Source organism: Thermococcus sp. 101 C5 (genome assembly GCF_009372125.1).
Taxonomy (GTDB): Archaea; Methanobacteriota_B; Thermococci; order Thermococcales; family Thermococcaceae; genus Thermococcus_A; species Thermococcus_A bergensis.
The window spans coordinates 1-18082 of sequence record NZ_WHIZ01000013.1 but is presented as its reverse complement, the minus strand read 5'-3'; the positions used below and the strand labels follow the sequence as shown (position 1 = coordinate 18082).

Genomic DNA, 18082 nt, shown 5'->3' with positions numbered 1-18082 from the left:
ATGTTATCTCTCCTACTCGTGCTGTCTAACTTTGTAATTTCCCAGGAGTACGAATATGATTTAGATAGCTACTCCCTTTACTTTGATATTCTGGAGGACTATAGGGTTAAAGAGACCATTGAGCTTGTTCTGTTTCCAAACGTTCCCCTTTCCCATTACACTTTCTACTCTGAGTACCCAATTGAAAACCCTGAAGCTATAATTGAAATCGACGGTAAAACTCAGATAGCTAACATAAGCGTTTCCAAAATTATGGGAGACATAAATGCCGTCTATATAGCGTTCCCTGAAGTTTCTCCCGGAAGCAGGGTGAAGATAAGGATAAGCTTTTATTCAGAGGGGATGCTGCAGGAGGTCAGCGGAAAGAAGCAGTTTTCATACTATGTGAAATTTAGCCAGCCGGTGGGATATTTTTACGCGAGACTCTACGTTCCTAAGGGTTATGCAATTTTATCCCCTATAGTTCCTTCCCCGGATAAAGTCGAAAGCACGGGGAATGCTCTCATTTTGGAATGGAAAAAGACAGACGTTAGAGCTGAGGAGGAGTTTTATTTTATAGTGGGATTCTCAGGAGAAGTGGAGAATCAGTTCCCGCTGGTGACATTTCTCGCAACAGTGCTTATAGCGTTTGTAGGTGGCTTTTTTGCCGGGACCCTTTATAGGGGGAAAGAAAAGGGCGCAATCGACCTGCGTTCAGATGAAGAAAAGGTTCTTGAACTGCTTAGGGAAGGACCACTCTACCAAAGCGACCTTGTAAAGCGGCTTGGCTTTTCAAAAGCAAAAGTCAGCTTGCTGTTAAAGGACATGGAGAAAAAAGGCCTAATCGAAAGGGTTAAAGAGGGAAGAACGTATCTGGTCAGATTAAAAGAAAGCTGAGCTAATCTTTATAAAGGAAAATCATCCAAAGCTGGAAGGTGAGGAAAATGGAAGAGTATTTTGTATGTCCTGAATGTGGAAGCGAGGAAGTTGAGGTTATATCAGAGAGAGGGAGAGAAGTAAAGCTAAGATGCAGTGAGTGCGGTCATGTATGGCAGATCACACTGAGCAAGATCATTAAGGTGCCTATAATAGTCAGCAAACATGAAAGAAGCTTCAAGAGATTTGCGGAGCTTCCCGAGGACGAGGAAATAAAGGTAGGGGATATAGTTGAGATTGAGGATGATGAAGTTAGGATTACTGGAATCGAACTGGAAGAGAACAAACGGGTTGAAAAAGCCCTAATAAAGGACGTCAAGACGCTCTGGGGCGAAAGCTTGACCTATCCAAAGGTGATTGGAGTTTCAATTTACCTTCCTAAGGGTATTACACAGTCATTCAAGGTCAAAGTTGACAGGGATGAAGAGTTTGCTGTCGGAGAAGTCCTTGAAGTTGGAGGCTACACCTTCAAAATAGAGAAAATAAAAACGGAAGATAAAATGCTAAAGCATGGAAAAGCTAAAGCAGACAAAATAGTTAGAATCATGGGGAGGCCCCTAAGGGCAAGGGCGAGCAGAAGCCTTGAAATTTACAGAGGGTATACAAGGGAGAATAATCCATAAACTTAAAATCCCTCTTTTACAATTTTTGTACGTGAAGGTTATGGAAGAGGATGAGCTGTATAGAAAATGGATGAGACTTGTTGAGAACCTTGAAAGGGAAGGAATAATCAAGAGTGAAAAAGTAAAGAGGGCGTTTCTTCGAGTGCCGAGATATAAGTTTGTCCCCGAGCGTTATAAGGCGTACGCTCACGTTGATGAGCCCCTTCCAATTCCAGCAGGTCAAACAATAAGTGCTCCCCACATGGTCGCTATAATGCTGGAGCTTGCCGGGCTGGAGGAGGGAATGAACGTCCTTGAAGTGGGAACCGGAAGCGGGTGGAATGCCGCTTTGATCTATGAGCTCGTTAAAAGGGATGTCTATACAATCGAGAGAATTCCTGAGCTTGCAGAGTTTGCCAGAAGAAACCTTGAGAGGGCGGGCTACAAAGATAAGGTGCACGTAATCGTTGGCGATGGAACTAAGGGATTTCCACCAAAAGCACCCTATGACAGAATAATCGTTACAGCAGGGGCTCCCAAAGTTCCCGAGCCTCTGATAGAACAGCTCAAAGTTGGGGGCAAACTTTTAATCCCTGTAGGAAGTTACCACCTGTGGCAAGAGCTCCTTGAGGTTATAAAGATAAGCGAAGACAACAGGGTAAAGATAAAAAACCATGGCGGCGTGGCATTCGTGCCCCTAATCGGAGAATACGGATGGAGGGAATGAGATGTACCTCATAGCGTTTGATTTAGAAGGAACCTTGGTAAAATCCAAATCAAGCTGGGTTGAGCTTCACAAAAAGTTTGGTACGTGGGACAAAGGGAGAGAATACGCCGAGAGATTCTTTGCCGGGGAGTTTGACTACGCAACATGGGCAAGGTTGGACGCTTCTCTCTGGAAGGGGAGAACGAAAGAGGAGATTATGGAATGGGCAAATTCAGTTGAGTATTTTGAAGGTGTGGAAGAGCTTTTTCAATTCTTGAGAGAGAGGAACTTTAAAATTGCAATAATCAGCGGCGGCCTTAAATGCCTTGCTGAGAGAATAGGGAGAGAGCTTAAGGCCGATTTTGTGTATGCAAACGAGCTTGTCTTTGATGAGAAAGGTAGAGTAACGGGAGAAGTCCTTCCATGGGTGGACTTCAGAAACAAAGGAGATATATTGCTCGAGCTTAAAGAAAAGCTCAGGCCGAAGCTGACCATAGCTGTGGGTGATGGGCACAACGATATAGCCATGTTCAAAGTTGCGGATGTGAGCATAGCAATTAACCCCCACGAGGGCGTTGAAGGGGATTACCTCGCAAGAGACCTATATGAAGTGATGGAGATCATCGAGAAAATTCTGAAAGAAAAAGGGTAGGTCAGAGAAGGGCGTGTTCATCATAATCAGCAAAGCAAAAGTTCATCATCCCTTTTCTGTGTTTAGTTGTGCCAAGGTATTTTTAAAATTTAAAGCCCGATGCTTTTTAGCACAAGCCACCAGAATAAGTCGCCGTAAAACACTGATATCAAGAAGCCCAAAAATAAAGCCGGTGCAAAGGGCATTGCGTTTCTGACAAGAAACTCATTCTCCAGTGCTCCTTCATTCACAAGAGCTTTGAGGGTTTCTAGATCCTCTTTTTTGAGACCTTCAGCCGTTGGCGAGGCGATTAGTTTGTCGTATTCAACTCTCAGCGCATTTAGGTCGAGAGTCCTTAAAGCCCGAACAAGCTTGTCAAAGGAACTTTCCCTGTCTCTGTAGATTTTGCCGTCCTTTTCATATATCCACTCGCCGAGGATGTCCCATTCTTTGAGTTCGTCAACAGTAACTCTTTTTGTCAATACTTCCTCTCTTAAAACCTTCACAAGGGAGAAGAACACTTTAAAGGCATAAAATGTTGCGGCAAGTTTCAAATAGCTGTAAATGATTTCTGGAGTCTCAAAAGCACCGTAGGCAAAAAGCAGTATCCCAACAACATCTCCGACCTTTTGCAGTTTTGCTAAGATAGCTATCGTTATTGCCCATATCAAAACCCCAAAGTGGAGAGGAAGGGCTTCCCCAACAATTCCGAGAACAACAAAAGCCGCGGATACCCAGAGGGCGACTTCAAAGGGTTTGGGCCATTTATCGAGGAAAACCTCTTTCAACCGGGTGGTTCTTCTCCTTACCACTAACACTGCGAGGGAGTAGAAGAAGATAAATGGAAACACCGCAAGTATGCTGTTAAATAGGAGTGTTATGCTGTGCAAGGGATATCTAGCCGCATACGGGGGGACTATCTTCGCATAACTTGATGCATATGGGAAGAGAGCCGAGTAACCCATTAAGATAACAACATCTCCACTTGCCCAGCCTCCCATGAGATAGAGCAAATAACCCAACAAAAATCCGATGGCGAGTCCTATTAATCCGGAGAATGCGTGGAAAACGTCATGCTTTATGGCAATCCCATAGTAGAGATAATAAAGAATTCCAATCCCGGCAATTGGAAACACATGTTTGTCCTCTATAAAGCCGGTTTTGATATCGGTGTAAGAGGTTAGAATTCCCATTATAACCCCGAGAGCTATCAAAAGGAACTCCATCTGATCACCTCACAGGGTTTCGAGAATCTTGTCCTTTATGGTGTCAATATATCCAGTTACTGATGAATTTATTGCCTGAACACTCGTGAGAACAACCCTTATGGTTACCATAACCAGTATCAAAACAGCGGCCAGTATAAACAAATACTCAAGTGCACTTTGAGCTCTTCGCATTTTCTCACACCACATATGTTTGGTCTTCAGATGATTTAAACGTTTTCATTTTGTGCAACCTTTTTAAAGTATTCGTCCCACAAAGTAAGGGAGCCATGAAAGTGTACAGATTATATGTTAGGGATGAATATCTTGAGATGATAAAAAGCGGGAAAAAGACCATAGAGGTTAGAGCGGCATATCCACAGCTGAAAGACATCAAGCCCAAGGATAAAATTTTATTTAACAACGAAGTTCCTGCAGAGGTCATCTCGGTCAAAAAATATGAGACTTTTAGGCAGGTTTTGAGAGAGGAATCGATAGAGAGGATTTTTCCAGATAAGCCCAGCTTTGAACAGGCTGTAAAGAGGTTTCACAATATGTATCCAAAATGGAAGGAGAACCGCTATGGGGTAATTGCCATAAAATTCCGCCTCCTGAAACCAAGGAGGGAATAAAATGCGGAATCTAAAGTTCGATGGGAGATACAAGGACTTGCTCCTCAGCGGGAAGAAAAACGCCACGGTGAGGGTAGGCAAAGTTAACTTAAAGCCTGGGGATGAAGTTCTTATCCATGCGGGAGGTTATGTTCTTGGAAAGGCCAAAATAAAGAGAGTTGAACGAAAAAAGGTTTCCGAGCTTACTGATGAAGATGCCATTAAAGATGGGTTCAACAATAAAGAAGAGCTTTTGGAGGCTCTTAAAGAACATTACAGGAACTTAACCCCGGATACAGAGGTAACGGTTGTTGAATTCGAGTTCACAAAGCTGCTGGATAAGCCTATATTGTCAGCAGATTTTCCCTATGAGGGCAACAATCCAATCGAGATAGCGGAGCTTGCACTGAAACACCTGAAAGATTTAAGTTTTGAGGAAATTGCGCTGTTGAAGCTATTCCTGCAGTCAGGCAGTCTTAGGAAAGCGGCATACAAGCTTGGAGGGCTCAACAAAAGATATAAAATCAGAGAAGTGTTGAGGAAAGCTTATGAAGAACTCAAAGAAATGGGTATTATGGAGCCGAAATTATGAATTAATTTGGCTTTAGGGCCGGAAAGGTTCCTTTCTTGCTGAATATTTTACTGGATATATCTTAAACTTCTCACTTCCAATTAGATGATGCAGCTCTCTCTTGAACTCCTCCAACTCTTTGCCCTCTTCAAATCTTAAAACTGCTATGAAATCGTATTCTCCGTACAGCCAGTGACCTTTTATTGGAAGTTTTTCCAATACTTCCTCTCTAACTCCCCACATCAGCAGCACAGCCTCGAGTACAATCACCTCCTTCGATTACATTCCCTCACTTTATAAATACATTTTCCAAGATTTTACGTTTAAATGACAAAATCAGGCAAAAATATTTTCATTTAGTTGTCTTTTCTCTAACTATATTTCACGCTTGTTAGATATTTAATCCTTTCACAATAAAGGATTTTTAAGACGAGAGACCATTTTTGTATTGGTGATAAGTAATGATAAAGGCGGTGTTTTTTGATTTCGTTGGTACGCTGCTCAGCAAGGAACATGAAGATATTACCCACCAGAATGTAATAAAAGAAGTTTTGAGAGAGGTTAAAGCGGAGAACGTTGACCCAAAGGAGGTATGGAAAGAATACGAAGCTCTTACAAGTGAAAGATTTAAGGAATTTGCAGGGAAACCCTACAAACCAATTAAGTTGCTTGAGGAAGAAATTATGCAGGAGCTTGCTAAGAAATACAATTTTGAGGTCTCTCCCAAGTTCTGGGAAATTCACCTTAAAATGCATCAAAAGTATGGGAAACTCTACGATGAAGCCCTCGAAACTCTAAAAACCTTAAGAGCCAATGGATATCATGTAGGACTCATCACGGATTCTGACAATGACTATCTCAAAGCCCAACTAGAAGCCTTGGGTATTTTAGAACTCTTTGACAGCATAACAACAAGTGAGGAGGCAGGTTTCTACAAACCCCACCCACGGATATTTGAGTTAGCTCTGGAAAAGGCAAATGTTAAAGGGGAAGAGGCAATATACGTTGGTGATAATCCTCTCAAAGACTGTGTCGGTGCTAGACAGGTTGATATGATTAGCATCCTGCTGGATAAAAAAGGAAACAAAAAAGAGCTGTGGGGAGAATGCGAATTTGTTATAAGCGACCTTAGGGAGGTAATAGTAATAGCGGAGGAGCTAAACGGTCAGTAACGGCAGGGCTCTTCACAGTTCCGCTAGCGAAATTTTCATCATCCCGTTTTAGCGTTTTTATTTCAGCTTAATCTTTTCTTTGCTTCCCACAACCTTTGAAATGCCGTTATCCATGCTAAAACTGCAACGGCATAAACACCAACATCAACCCTATTGAGTAGGGCCGTCACAATTATTATGAGGAGCCTCTCTGCCCTCTCAGCTATCCCCACTGCCAGTGTGCCACTTCCAGCAAGTTCTGCCCTACATCGCTCGTAGCTGACTAAATACGAGCCTATGAGCGCAATAACTGCAATCTCCCACTTTACCAGTCCCCCATATGCAATTCCAAACAGTACTGCCCCATCGCTTATCCTGTCGAAGGTCGAGTCCAAAAAGGCTCCAAACCTGCTTGTCTTTCCTGTAATCCTCGCCAAAGTTCCGTCGAGGGCATCTACAAGTGATCCAAAGAGCAGTATTAATGCGGCAATCCTCTGAGCGCCTTGAGCAAAGAAATATGCCCCTAACAGAGATATCAGCAGTCCAACAAATGTAAGCTGGTTTGGAGTAATGCCCATTCTGACCAAGGGCTTTACTATGGCTTCTAAGTACCCCTTAACGTTTGAACGGTATCTATTCAACATCTTTCTGTTCCTCCAAGGAGATTACTTTTTTCCCTTTTTCTTGCGGGATTATCTTAACCTTCGCGTTTTTGAATTCCTTTTTAAGTCCTTTTCCTTCGAGGAGTCTGTCTAGAAACACAGCTAGCGCTGCAACTTCACTGTGTGGCTGATTCCCTACGGCCACGTTGTAGTGAGCAATCTCATACACTTCCCTTGGAACTTTTTCCGCCCCAACGACGATCAAAATGTCTTCCTTGTCTAATGCTCTCCTTATTTCTGGGATAGCTTCATCTATGGGTATTCCATACATGGTCAAGTGGACTATTTTTCCTTTCCACTCTCTCAGAACCTGCCTCCAGTGAGGGTTGAACTCAATCTCAAACGGCCCTCCCCAGCGTTCTACAACATCCGAAACGCTCTCGTACACATGCTCATCCTTTTCAGCTGCTATTATAATCCTATCAGCCCCAAAAGCCCTCGCAGTTAGGGCTACATGGGTTGTTATTCTTTTGTCCCTTTCCGGCCTGTGTCCCAATCTGAGCACTACTATCATTTGTACACCTCCACCAGGATATCCCAGTACTTCCTAAAGTCTTCTGGCCATGGTTTGTCCTTATAAAATTTGTAGAGTGCATCAACGTTTGTTGCGAGACTCTTTGGATCGGCTTTCTGAAAGACCATGTTTAGCTCTGCTTCGGGAGCGGAAGCAAATAGGAACAGGGCAAAAATACGCTCATTCTGGTTCATATTGATTAGCACTATGGATAATTTTGGCCTTACTGGGGGATCAAGTCTTTCTGAAACGACTTTCTTTAGAGATTCTTCTATATTGGCGAGGTACTCGGGGCTTACATCCAAGTGCTCATGTCCTTTTTCCTCTTCCGGTACGTGGGCAACAAGATTGTATGCCTCATTTGTCATCATCTGGTAAATCCTGGGAAAATGTGGGGTTGCTATGTATTCTTCCCTCGGACCAAAGAAGCCTCTTTTGAAGTCCACAACGTGCCATTTTCCTGCGGAATAAAACTCTGCGATTGCATTTTCCGTGCAGTCTTCTCCGTTGTAAAATGTTACAACTCTAGCCGGGATATTCAGGGATCTTAAGATTCCTGTGAAAAGAAGTGTGCCCTCTTCGTAGCTTATCTTATTCTGGGGAAGTATATTAGAGGGGTTTGTGGTCGTTGTGATGTCCCCAAAGGTGTATCTGCTTTTAATCATATCATAAACTGCCTTCGCAGCTTCAATCTCTGAGGTGGCGTTTTTCACAAGTGAAAGAGACTCATTTTTTAATAGTTCTCGGTTTATCTTAGATGTAGAATTAAATTTCTCTTTCCAAAATCCGTCAACAAGATAAGGCAACTGAATCCAATAGTATTCTTCTTCATATGCCAGTCTCAAGGTTTCATTATCGTAGCTCCACGGCTTCCAGATTATTTTAATGAACTTGTTTTTGAGCTCTCTCTTTTCTTCTCCGTTTTCAATATAGAGTATGGAAATCGCCATATATCCCTCTTCTGGCATGTAGGGGGCTTTGATCACATAAATCAGTCCATGTTCTTCTCCGGGAAGGATATTTGTGGGAACATCTGGCTCCCTAACAATTTCCATGCCTTCTAACAGTTTTATTGAGATTTCTCTAAGTGTTATAGGGCCACTACCAGTATTTTTCAGCTGTATATCAACTCCAAACTCATTTCCCCCTTCGACTTTTTCTGGTGAAACAACGTTCACACTTAATGATCCAAATGAAGGTATCTCGCTTTCTTTTTCCACGACGTTTATTATCAATTCTTTATAGAATCCGCCCCATGTTCTCTGAAGCTCATCTACAATCTCTACAGAAGCTTTAAGCATATATCTGCCGGGGTTTGATGGGGCCTGAACTATCCATATAAGCTCTACAATCTCGCCGACTTTAAGGGGTTCTTGCAGAGAAGGTGTCTGAAGTATCTTGAATTCCGGATTGCTAAGATACAAGTTAACTCCCGTTATTGCTACTTTTCCCGTGTTGTTAACTTTGACTATTATATGAAAGATATCCCCTTCCTTAACAGCATTCTTGTCAATATTAATTTCAACCTTTGCGGGTTCCTTAACTAGACAGCCAGAAGAGAAAATCAGGAAAATGAGTATAAGTGGAATGAACTTTGAATACCTCATGCTTTCCCCCAAAGTTCTTTTAAAGATAAACCTTAATAATTTTTAGGTGGTGCCAGTGATAACTCTAACTACAGATTTCGGCATTAAAGGGCCCTACGTGGGAGAAATGAAAGGTGCCATTTTGACAATAAATCCGGAAGCAAAAATAGTTGACATTACTCACTCGATAACACGTCACAGCATTGTTGAGGGCTCTTTTGTTATGGAGCAGGTTGTAAAATATTTCCCCCCAAACACTATCCACGTAGGGGTTATTGATCCAGGGGTAGGCACCGAGAGGAGAGCAATCATAATAGAAGGCACCCAATTTTTAGTGCTCCCTGACAACGGCTTAGCAACGCTTCCCCTCAAGTGGATACAGCCAAAAGCGGCATACGCAATAGACCTCAAAAAAATGGAAAATATCATAGGGAGAAAGATAAGTTCGACTTTTCATGGAAGAGATGTATTCGGGCCCGCAGGCGCGCTGCTTAGCTTGGGTTATGAGCCTTCAAGGCTTGGAGATGAGATTGATCTTGAGACAATCGCCAGACTTGATCTGGAACCGAAGAAAGAGGGAGATTCCTGGCTTTTGAAGGTTATCTACATCGATGACTTTGGGAACGTCATCTTAAACATCGAAAACTATGGGAAGCCGAAATATGTGGAGATTTTGGGCAGAAAGATTCCCTATTTGGATACTTACGGTAAGGTAAAGCCCGGAGAACTTCTCTCTCTCCCGGGAAGTCATGATTATCTTGAGATAGCGGTTAATCAGGGCTCAGCGGCAGAGTTTCTGGGATTGAAAGTTGGGGATGAAGTTAAGGTAAAGCTGATTTATGAGGAGGGGTAAACGATGAGGGGTCTCTTTGTTGGTAGATTTCAGCCGGTACATAACGGGCATTTAAAAGCTCTTGAATATGTTTTTGAGCAGGTTGATGAGGTTATAATCGGCATCGGGAGTGCTCAGGTTAGCCATACTTTAAAAAACCCATTCACAACAAGCGAAAGAATGGAGATGCTAATAAGAGCTCTGGATGAGAAGGGAATTCCAAGGGGAAAATACTTCCTCGTTGCCTTGCCGGATATAAACTTCAACTCCATCTGGGCTCCTTATGTTGAAGCAATGGTGCCAAAGTTTGACATTGTCTTTACGGGTAATTCACTTGTTGCACAGCTTTTTAAGGAGAGGGGATACAAAGTGGTAGTTCAGCCGATGTTCAGAAAGGACATTCTTTCCGCTACGGAGATAAGGAGAAGAATGATAGAAGGAGAACCCTGGGAGGACCTCGTCCCAAAGAGTGTGGCGGAATACATTAAAGAGATCAAAGGAGTTGAGAGAATAAGAATGCTGGCGACAGACTTGGAGAAGAACGAGAAGGAGCTTCAGGCACCGATAAGGATTCCTGAGTTCTGATTCCTCATTTATTCACTTCTAGCCAGAAACTGAAGAGCTGATGGGAGAGTTTGGTCTTGTGAAGGGCTTTGGCATCTTGGGATTTCACTCCAGTGCATGGAAAAAGATGAAAAACCCTACATTTAAATTTTGTGGAGGCATTTCACGTATATCAGTGCTTCCTCGCCCCACTTGGGGTACGGATCTATCAGAGCAATCCTCACAAAACCTCTCTTTTCGTAAAACCTCCTCGTCTCGTCATAGGGTTTGTAAGAGAGGTCTCCAGAGGTCTTAACTACCAGAACCTCAAAGCCCCTCCGCGCTGCAAGCTCTTCGATGGAGTTCAGAAGCCGAGAGCCTATCCCTCTACCTCTCAGCTCTCTCTTCACGGCCATCCAGATGATTTCGATGGCCTTATCGTTGAGCGGTTTAACCGTTATAAAGCCTGCAACTTCTCCGTCTTCGACCGCTATGAAGGTCTCCTCCTTCTTCAAGTCCCTCTCAATTCCCCTTTTCCCGTTCTCGTTAAACCACTCGGGTAGGTTTTTTGCTATCTCAAGGCAGGCAAACCTCTCTTCTTCACTTTTGAGTTGCTTAATTATCATTCCAGCCATCTCTCCAGAGAAGTTTTTTCTGAACACTAGGACGTTTGGCTCCTCAGTCTCGTGAGGAAAACCCAAGCCTTTTAAGGTCTGGTAGGGGAGGTTTAACCCCTCTAGGAATTATTACTCTGAATTCGTTTTTCCTTCTCTTCAGCGATCAGGTCTGACCCCACGGATTATCGGTTCCATTTTCATCACATCAAGAAGGACTCATCCGGATATTTATACCTTTGCCCTCCTTGAAGTCCAACACAACCGCACAATCATCCCCACGGTATCGTAACGCTGCTGTTGATGCCCCCGCGCAGATAGACAACTATCCCGCTTGCTTCTGCCTTGGGCACTATCCGCAGGACGGGAGCCCGCCCCAACACTGGAAGGTAAGCAGTTGTTTCTTCCCCCCAGGGGAGAGACGTTGAGGTTGCTCTCTTCTCTTTGGAGCACGTAAACTTCAGGTACAGTTTACCGTCCAGAAGGGAGCACCCGGAGAGTTCCAGGCTGGAGACCTCGGGGATCTTTAGAAAGACGCTCCCGTTTTCCACCCTCATGAGGACACCATCTCTCTCGCTCCAGCCTTCTACCGGAAGCGAACTCTCATTGAGAACCCGGTATTCGACGAGACCGCTACATTGGTCGCCCCAGAGGATATCATCCGGTTCTTTTTGGGGCTTATTGCGTTCATAGTGGGCATAATAGGTGGTTCCGACTAATATCAATGCAAAAACAAGGAGATACAGAGGTAAGGCTTTCTTGGTCATACGGCCTCACCTCCAGAAGGGCCCAAAACCAACACACTAAGCAACAGGACACTTAATAATTCCCGTCGCACTGGCATCGCCTGGGAGCTTTTTCGTAATATTGTGTGCGTTCAGATTATTTAAAGGCTTCTACCTTGTAGGCGTAAAAATGTCTAGAAAAGCCTTCCCCGAAAGTCCCTCCCAGAGGAAGTCGTGGTGGTCCTCACTCTTTATTGAACTTGGTCTGGAAAGGACTTATTTTGAAAAAGAAAGAGCTTAAACCATCTTTTTCCTGAACACGAGGACGTTGGGTTCATTGGTCTCGTCCCAGAGGAAAAGGCTAAGCTTCTTCAGGTCAGGAACGACGGGTTTCACGTCACTTGGGAGCATTATCTCAAACACCTCATTACCCTTTTCTTTGGCAACCCATGTCATGGCCGGTAGCATCGTCCTCATGTTCTCTAGCCCAGTTGAAAGGGGCGTGAAGGTCACTCCATCCTTTGTGGCGAGAAACTTTAAACCGGCGGTTTCGTAGGCCTCACCCTTTCTCCTGAGCCACTTCAAGGCTTCTTCTCCACTGTGCACGAACTTCCACCCCAGAGGGATTATCTCAAGGGCTAGGTCTCCAATCTCAAGCTCTGCTGGTGAGGGTTCCTTAGGCTGGAAGGTATCAACTTTCGCACCGAGGTCAAAGAACTTTGCTATCACCGAGAATCCGTCCTTTTTCGCCATCGCTATGCTCTCGCGGTTGAGGAAGTAAGTCGCAAACTCTAGAGCTTCAATTTTTCCCTCTTCGGCGAGCCTCTTCCCGAGGTTGACCATGAAATTGTGAATTAACCTTCCGTAGCCCTTTCCCCTGTAATCGGGGTGAACCCTGAGTCCCTCCATCCACCCGACCTTTTCCGGGAGAAGGGTTAGCTTTGCGGTTCCGATTACCTTTCCTCCAACCTCAAGGACGTAGAAGTTGTCGCCAAGCCACTCGTCGAAGACGTCGGCGAGATAATCCTCTCCACCCCATGTGAGCCTTGCTATCTCCTCGATGAAGGGTTTATCCTCAGGTTTGGCTTTGCGGATTATCGGTTCCATCGTTTTCGCCTCTAAAAACTTTCTCACTAAGGTTTTTATACCCTTCCATCAGATGTCCATCGTAACCGTTAAATATTTATAGTATTGGATTTAAGATTTTTTGCCATGGGAAGCTCACTAAAACAACTCCTCCGGTTATTGAGTTATCTGCGAGAACATAAATTACACTTTGTCATTGGCTTAGTCCTGGTTCTTTTCATGTCATACACCAATGGTATAATCCCGGTTCTAATAAGAGAGGCCATAGACAAAGGCGTAACCACCGGCGAGTATAGGGTTGCCATTCGCTACGCTCTCCTTGTTCTCTTGGTTGCTATCCTAAACGGGGCCTTCAGCTTCAGCGGGAGATACCTTTTGGTTAAAGCCGCCCAGCACGCCGTCTACCACCTCCGAATGGACGCCTTCAGGGCAATTCAGCGGCACAGGATGGAGTTTTTCGACAAGACCTACTCCGGTCAGCTCATAAGCAGGATAACCAACGACACCGAGAGGATAACGCGCTTTTTATCGTTCCGCGTGAGGATGTTCGTCTATTCCGTCTTCCTCATCATAGTCTCGCTCTACTACATGGTCCGCATGAACCGGACCCTCACCGGTGTTGCCCTCCTCACGATAGCCCTCGTTGTCGCTTTAAACACCACCTACGCGAAGAAAGTGAGACCTATATATGACGAAGTGAGGCACCAGACGGGAGTTATAGCCTCGGTCTCGACGGGTAGCATAGCGGGGGTCAAGACAATAAAGGCCCTATCTGCGGAGGAAGAAATCCAGGAGAAGTTCCAGAAGGAGAACGAGAAACTATACGAGCTCAACGTCAAGGCCACCAAAATAACTGCCCTCTACGGTAACGCACCATTTCTCGTGATGGGAATGGCCATGAGCGTCATGCTCTACTACGGAGGAAAGGCAATAATGAGCCAGAACCTGACCGTTGGTGAACTCACTGCCTTTCTAACGTACATGCTCACTATGACGTGGCCCCTAAGAGCCCTAGGCTTCACCATAGGGGACATCCAGAGGAGTCTTGCCGCTGCTTCAAGGCTCTTTGAGGTTATCGACTCTGCCCCCGAACATATCGACCCGCCTGATGCTGTGGAGCTCACCAAACCGCGCGGGGAGATAGAGTTCAGGGACGTTTACCTCACCTACCACACCGGGAAGACCGTCCTAAAGGGGCTGAACCTGAAAATTCAGCCGGGCGAGAAAGTACTCGTAACCGGCCCGCCCGGAAGTGGGAAGAGCACTCTTATGAAGCTCATAGCGCGCTTCTACGAGCCGGAAAAGGGAGAAGTCCTGATTGACGGTGTGGACGTGAGGAAGATAAAGACGTCCTGCCTGAGGAAAATAGTCGCCTATGTCCCGCAGGAGCCCTTCATCTTCAACAGGAGCATAAGGGAGAACATAGCGCTGGCGAAGCCCGACGCGAGCCTTGAGGAGATCATCAGAGCTGCCAAAATAGCGAAAATCCACGACTTCATTTCATCGCTTCCAGATGGCTACGACACCGTTGTCGGCGAGAAGGGCGTAACCCTCTCCGGCGGCCAGAGGCAGAGGATAGCTCTGGCGAGGGCGCTGCTCCTTGAGCCTAAGATAATCCTCCTCGACGATCCAGTATCAAACCTCGATGCAAAGACCGCGGAGAGCCTGATCGAAGACCTTAAGGACATCCTTCAGGGCAAAACTGCCCTTATTGTCTCCCAGCGCCTTTCAATGACAAGGCTCGTAGATAGGGTAATCGTCATGGTCGATGGCAGGGTCGTTGAGGATGGAAAGCCGGAGGAGCTGGCAGAGAAAGGCGGGCTCTTCAGCGAGATGCTCGGCAGGGGTGGGTGGAATGGCCAGTGAAGTGCAAAAGTCATCACTTTCACTTCTGAAAAGGTTCATAGGCGAGGCCCTGTCCCATAAAAGGACTCTTGCGATAGTCGGTGTGAGCATAGTGGGTTCCGCCCTGGCCACCCTAGCGCCGCCATACATCCTGAGGATAGCGATAGACCGCTACATCCTTGCAGGCAATTATTCCGGCTTTCTGGTTGTGGCCCTTCTCTACCTTGCCTCCCTCGTGGCCCAGTGGTTCTTCGCGACGCTCCAGACTTTCTACATTGAAGTCTTCGGCCAGAAAGTCCTCCGAGACCTGAGGGCAAGGCTCCACGAGAAGGTGCTCCTCTCAAGCTTGGATTTCTTCAAGGACAAATCGACCGGAGACCTCGTTTCGAGGATAGTAAACGACACCGGAATAGTGAACGACGTCCTTGTATCGGGCCTCCTCGGCAGCCTCGGGAGTCTGCTCAGCCTCATAGGCATAATCATCGCCATGCTCCTCCTCGACGTAAAGCTGACCCTCGTAACCCTCACGAGCGTCCCGCTGATGGTCATCGTCGCCTACTACTTCGGCGGGAAGATGAGGAGGGCCTACAGGGAGACAAGACAGAAGATAGCGAGAATTTCAAGCGTCGTTGAGGAGAGCGTTGCGGGAATTGAGACCATCAGAGCCTTCGGAAGAGAGGGCGACGTCGAGAGAGAGTTCTCGAAGGTCTCAAGGGAGACCATAAAGGCCTATTTGAGGGTGGCCGTGTACATGGGCCTCTTCTGGCCGCTCATGAACATAGCCAGCCTGCTCTCGGTCATAGTCGTCATAGCCTACGGAGGTTATTTAGCCTATCAGGGCGCGGTTAGCGTCGGTGTTGTCGTTGCCTTCATCCAGTATGCCCAGCGCTTCCGCGGGCCGATAAACGAGGTCATAGGCCTCTACGACAGCCTGCAGTCGGCTTTGGCTGCGCTGGAGAGGATATACGAGGTGCTTGATGACGAGAACGTCGAGGACTACTCCGGAAAAGAAGTGGAGAGGCTGAAGGGCGAGATCAAGTTCGAAGACGTCTGGTTTGAGTACGAGAGTGGGATACCGGTTCTTAAGGGGATAAACCTCCACATACCTCCAGCCACAAAGGTGGCCGTTGTCGGGAAGACCGGAGCCGGAAAGACCACGATGGCGAACCTGATAATGCGCTTCTACGACCCGACGAGAGGCAGAGTGCTCTACGACGGGATTGACGGAAGGGAGATAAGCCGGAAGAGCCTTAGAAGGAGAATAGGCTACGTCCCGCAGGAGACCTACCTCTTCCCGGGGACGATAATGGAGAACATCCTCATGGCGAACCCCGAGGCGAGCGAGGAGGACGTGATAAAGGTCTGCAAGCAGCTTGGGGTTCACGATTTCATAGAGAGGCTCCCGCAGGGCTACCACACCTCCGCAGGAGAGGCCGGAAAGCTGCTCTCCGTTGGGGAAAGGCAGCTCATATCGCTCGCGAGGGCACTCCTCAAGGATCCCGACATAGTCATCCTCGATGAGGCACTCTCAAGCGTTGACCCGAAGACCGAAAGGCTGGTGCAGGATGCCATGCTCAGGCTGATGGAGGGCAGGACGAGCATCATAATAGCGCACCGCCTCGGGATAACGCGCTTCGCAGATAAAGTCGTCGTGGTTGACGACGGAAAAATAGTGGAGGAGGGGCATCCAGAGGCTCTACTAGAGAAGAAAGGGCACTTCCACAGGCTATATGTCTCACAGATGGGAGAGACATGAGTTTTTTACTTTCTTCTTGGGATCCACAGTAGAAATACTCCCGCTATTATAAATGCTATAAGACTCGCGCCATAGGGCAGTGTTGCATGGACGTTAGCCAGAAAACCAGCCATGAATGGTGTTATGAGTCCAAGAACCTTCCGATAGCTCGAGAGGGCAGCGTGAAATTCGCTTGTTCTCTCCTTAGGGATGAGCTTGAACATCCATGCTCTATATTCCATTTTTACCCAGTTATCAAAGACCCTCGCGAGATAGTCCTCACCTTCCCAGGTTAACTTTGCAATCTCCTCGATGAAGGGCTTGTCCTCAGCTCTTGCTTCGCGGATGATGGGTTTCATGATATCACCAAGATTTATCCAGGCATTATTGCATTTATGCCTTTGCTTTCTGAGGTACTCACCTAAATGATACAGAGATGTGACAACAGCCGGAGACTCCCCCATGATGAAAATTTGGGACTCACACATTAGTTTGGGAGTCACTCTGCCTCGATGAGCACCGAACACTCCCCATTTCCCATGCTGTACACTCTGCCTCCCCATCTTCTACTCCCATCAGTATAAACAACCTTTACCCATCCTCGCTTAAGCCCTTCTTGGTGTTCCGCTATAATATCTGATCTAATGATCCTAACTCCCTCACTACCCTTGGGAGATAAGAAAATGGTAAGAGTATTATTTTCAAATTTTAGCTCTCTGAATATGTATCCTTCCGGAATCTTGATCTTCGCAATCTCGGTCAAGTTGTAGGGGCTCACAATGTAGTGCATTCCCTTGATATTGCCCCCTTTGTCGAAACTCATGACGTAATCTCTGCAGGTTGGATACAAAGGTGTTCCATCAATATCAACCACAACGGTTGCGTTCTCAAGGTCGAGGTTGCAGAGAAAGCACCAAATTTTGAACTTTTCGAAGTGCCCTTTGATGCCCTCAGAGCCCTTGAGGATGTGGAACTTCAGAGTTATTTGATCATCTTTTACGTAGTAGCCATCAGCCTCGAGTTCTCCAGGATAATAGACGGTCACATAAATCTCGGCCATTTTCATTGCTCGGGAAAATACAAAAGCTCCAATGAATAACAAAAAGAAAAAAACAGCCATTGTAGTACGCTTAACCATTGTATGCAACCTCCATATTTCCCAGCTCACGGAATATTCCGTCAATTTCACTGAAGCCAGTAATTGTCGTTCCTCCCACACCACCAAAGGAAACTCCGACGATCTTTGTTGCGGTGGTGTAATACCCTAGTTCCCATTAGATCGTTAGGGTTATAAGTACTTAAGTTTTTTGGTTGATTGGTGGTTGTATTGAGTTTTCAGAGGGAAATCCTGATCATAAAATCCGAAATCTACCCGATAATCAGCAAACACTACCCGAAAAACACTCACAGGGAAATAATCAGCCTCTACGACCTAATAACCTTCGCAATACTAGCACACTTGCACTTTAACGGAGTTTACAAGCACGCTTACAGAGTCCTAATCGAAGAAATGAAGCTGTTCCCCAAAATCAGGTACAACAAACTAAC

General features: G+C 45.9%; 21 protein-coding genes and 2 pseudogenes. 12 read left to right on the top strand and 11 right to left on the bottom strand.

Annotated elements, in window-relative coordinates; translation table 11 throughout:
• The first annotated feature begins 18 nt into the window (after positions 1-18).
• The 4 genes from GBV73_RS03245 to GBV73_RS03230 are packed head-to-tail and all read left to right on the top strand — an operon-like array spanning position 19 to position 2875.
• A complete protein-coding gene (locus GBV73_RS03245) occupies positions 19-876 on the top strand; it encodes a helix-turn-helix transcriptional regulator (RefSeq protein ID WP_371716992.1) in 858 nt (285 codons plus the stop codon).
• 47 nt (positions 877-923) lie between these two features.
• Positions 924-1538: an HVO_0476 family zinc finger protein gene (locus tag GBV73_RS03240; RefSeq protein WP_152879282.1), complete on the top strand. Its 615-nt coding sequence runs from the start codon at positions 924-926 to the stop codon at positions 1536-1538.
• Between the two features lie 40 nt (positions 1539-1578).
• Entirely contained in the window at positions 1579-2244 is a 666-nt protein-coding gene (locus GBV73_RS03235; RefSeq protein WP_042701697.1) for a protein-L-isoaspartate(D-aspartate) O-methyltransferase, read from the top strand.
• A 1-nt stretch (position 2245) separates the two neighbouring features.
• Entirely contained in the window at positions 2246-2875 is a 630-nt protein-coding gene (locus tag GBV73_RS03230) for an HAD-IB family phosphatase (RefSeq protein ID WP_152879263.1), read from the top strand.
• 89 nt (positions 2876-2964) lie between these two features.
• Here GBV73_RS03230 and GBV73_RS03220 read toward each other — a convergent pair whose 3' ends face one another.
• Together GBV73_RS03220 and GBV73_RS03215 are read right to left on the bottom strand one after the other, a co-directional pair.
• Positions 2965-4080 (bottom strand): A24 family peptidase C-terminal domain-containing protein, encoded by a 1116-nt coding sequence (locus tag GBV73_RS03220; RefSeq protein WP_152879254.1) that lies wholly within the window; start codon positions 4078-4080, stop codon positions 2965-2967.
• Positions 4081-4089: 9 nt separating this feature from the next.
• The gene (locus tag GBV73_RS03215) at positions 4090-4254 is read right to left on the bottom strand and encodes a class III signal peptide-containing protein (RefSeq protein ID WP_083965081.1); all 165 of its coding nucleotides are present in this window, start codon (positions 4252-4254) and stop codon (positions 4090-4092) included.
• 95 nt (positions 4255-4349) lie between these two features.
• Here GBV73_RS03215 and GBV73_RS03210 point away from each other — a divergent pair, with 95 nt between their 5' ends.
• Positions 4350-4691, top strand: a complete 342-nt coding sequence (locus tag GBV73_RS03210; protein ID WP_042701702.1) for an ASCH domain-containing protein — start codon at positions 4350-4352, stop codon at positions 4689-4691.
• A gap of 1 nt (position 4692) precedes the next feature.
• Positions 4693-5262 (top strand): ASCH domain-containing protein, encoded by a 570-nt coding sequence (locus tag GBV73_RS03205; protein WP_152879252.1) that lies wholly within the window; start codon positions 4693-4695, stop codon positions 5260-5262.
• Between the two features lie 12 nt (positions 5263-5274).
• On the opposite strand, the gene GBV73_RS03200 is transcribed toward GBV73_RS03205, so the two are convergent.
• Positions 5275-5511 carry a hypothetical protein gene (locus GBV73_RS03200; protein WP_371716991.1) on the bottom strand — a complete coding sequence of 79 codons (237 nt, stop codon included), beginning with the start codon at positions 5509-5511 and terminating at the stop codon, positions 5275-5277.
• Positions 5512-5702: 191 nt separating this feature from the next.
• On the opposite strand from GBV73_RS03200, the gene GBV73_RS03195 reads away from it, so the two are divergent.
• The gene (locus GBV73_RS03195) at positions 5703-6413 is read left to right on the top strand and encodes a TIGR02253 family HAD-type hydrolase (protein ID WP_152879250.1); all 711 of its coding nucleotides are present in this window, start codon (positions 5703-5705) and stop codon (positions 6411-6413) included.
• 62 nt (positions 6414-6475) lie between these two features.
• Here the strand turns inward: GBV73_RS03195 and pgsA are convergent, their stop codons facing one another.
• From pgsA to GBV73_RS03180, 3 genes are read right to left on the bottom strand one after another with little or no spacing between them, the layout of a single operon-like run.
• Positions 6476-7036, bottom strand: coding sequence for an archaetidylinositol phosphate synthase (gene pgsA / locus GBV73_RS03190; protein WP_152879248.1), 561 nt, complete (start codon positions 7034-7036; stop codon positions 6476-6478).
• Positions 7026-7568, bottom strand: coding sequence for a tRNA (cytidine(56)-2'-O)-methyltransferase (locus GBV73_RS03185; protein ID WP_152879246.1), 543 nt, complete (start codon positions 7566-7568; stop codon positions 7026-7028). Before GBV73_RS03185 ends, pgsA begins: the two co-directional genes overlap by 11 nt.
• Positions 7565-9175, bottom strand: a complete 1611-nt coding sequence (locus tag GBV73_RS03180; RefSeq protein ID WP_152879244.1) for a transglutaminase-like domain-containing protein — start codon at positions 9173-9175, stop codon at positions 7565-7567. Before GBV73_RS03180 ends, GBV73_RS03185 begins: the two co-directional genes overlap by 4 nt.
• A 55-nt stretch (positions 9176-9230) precedes the next feature.
• On the opposite strand from GBV73_RS03180, the gene GBV73_RS03175 reads away from it, so the two are divergent.
• Positions 9231-10007 (top strand): S-adenosyl-l-methionine hydroxide adenosyltransferase family protein, encoded by a 777-nt coding sequence (locus GBV73_RS03175; RefSeq protein ID WP_371716993.1) that lies wholly within the window; start codon positions 9231-9233, stop codon positions 10005-10007.
• Between the two features lie 3 nt (positions 10008-10010).
• A complete protein-coding gene (locus tag GBV73_RS03170) occupies positions 10011-10571 on the top strand; it encodes a nicotinamide-nucleotide adenylyltransferase (protein ID WP_152879242.1) in 561 nt (186 codons plus the stop codon).
• 122 nt (positions 10572-10693) lie between these two features.
• On the opposite strand, the gene GBV73_RS03165 is transcribed toward GBV73_RS03170, so the two are convergent.
• The 3 genes from GBV73_RS03165 to GBV73_RS03155 all read right to left on the bottom strand — a co-directional run bounded on the left by GBV73_RS03165 (position 10694) and on the right by GBV73_RS03155 (position 12975).
• Positions 10694-11155: a GNAT family N-acetyltransferase gene (locus tag GBV73_RS03165; RefSeq protein ID WP_042702299.1), complete on the bottom strand. Its 462-nt coding sequence runs from the start codon at positions 11153-11155 to the stop codon at positions 10694-10696.
• Positions 11156-11415: 260 nt separating this feature from the next.
• The gene (locus GBV73_RS03160) at positions 11416-11910 is read right to left on the bottom strand and encodes a hypothetical protein (RefSeq protein ID WP_042701727.1); all 495 of its coding nucleotides are present in this window, start codon (positions 11908-11910) and stop codon (positions 11416-11418) included.
• Between the two features lie 255 nt (positions 11911-12165).
• The gene (locus GBV73_RS03155) at positions 12166-12975 is read right to left on the bottom strand and encodes a GNAT family N-acetyltransferase (protein WP_042701730.1); all 810 of its coding nucleotides are present in this window, start codon (positions 12973-12975) and stop codon (positions 12166-12168) included.
• A 105-nt stretch (positions 12976-13080) separates the two neighbouring features.
• Here GBV73_RS03155 and GBV73_RS03150 point away from each other — a divergent pair, with 105 nt between their 5' ends.
• Both GBV73_RS03150 and GBV73_RS03145 read left to right on the top strand, forming a co-directional pair.
• A complete protein-coding gene (locus GBV73_RS03150) occupies positions 13081-14820 on the top strand; it encodes an ABC transporter ATP-binding protein (RefSeq protein WP_152879240.1) in 1740 nt (579 codons plus the stop codon).
• Entirely contained in the window at positions 14810-16555 is a 1746-nt protein-coding gene (locus tag GBV73_RS03145; protein WP_152879238.1) for an ABC transporter ATP-binding protein, read from the top strand. Before GBV73_RS03150 ends, GBV73_RS03145 begins: the two co-directional genes overlap by 11 nt.
• Positions 16556-16776: 221 nt before the next feature.
• Here GBV73_RS03145 and GBV73_RS11120 read toward each other — a convergent pair.
• Together GBV73_RS11120 and GBV73_RS03135 are read right to left on the bottom strand one after the other, a co-directional pair.
• Positions 16777-16893, bottom strand: a pseudogene (locus GBV73_RS11120) (GNAT family N-acetyltransferase); the annotation flags it as partial.
• Positions 16894-17033: 140 nt separating this feature from the next.
• Complete coding sequence (locus GBV73_RS03135) at positions 17034-17672, bottom strand: hypothetical protein (protein WP_152879234.1); 639 nt, start codon at positions 17670-17672, stop codon at positions 17034-17036.
• 180 nt (positions 17673-17852) lie between these two features.
• Here GBV73_RS03135 and GBV73_RS03130 point away from each other — a divergent pair.
• Positions 17853-18082: pseudogene (locus GBV73_RS03130) on the top strand (IS982 family transposase); the annotation flags it as partial.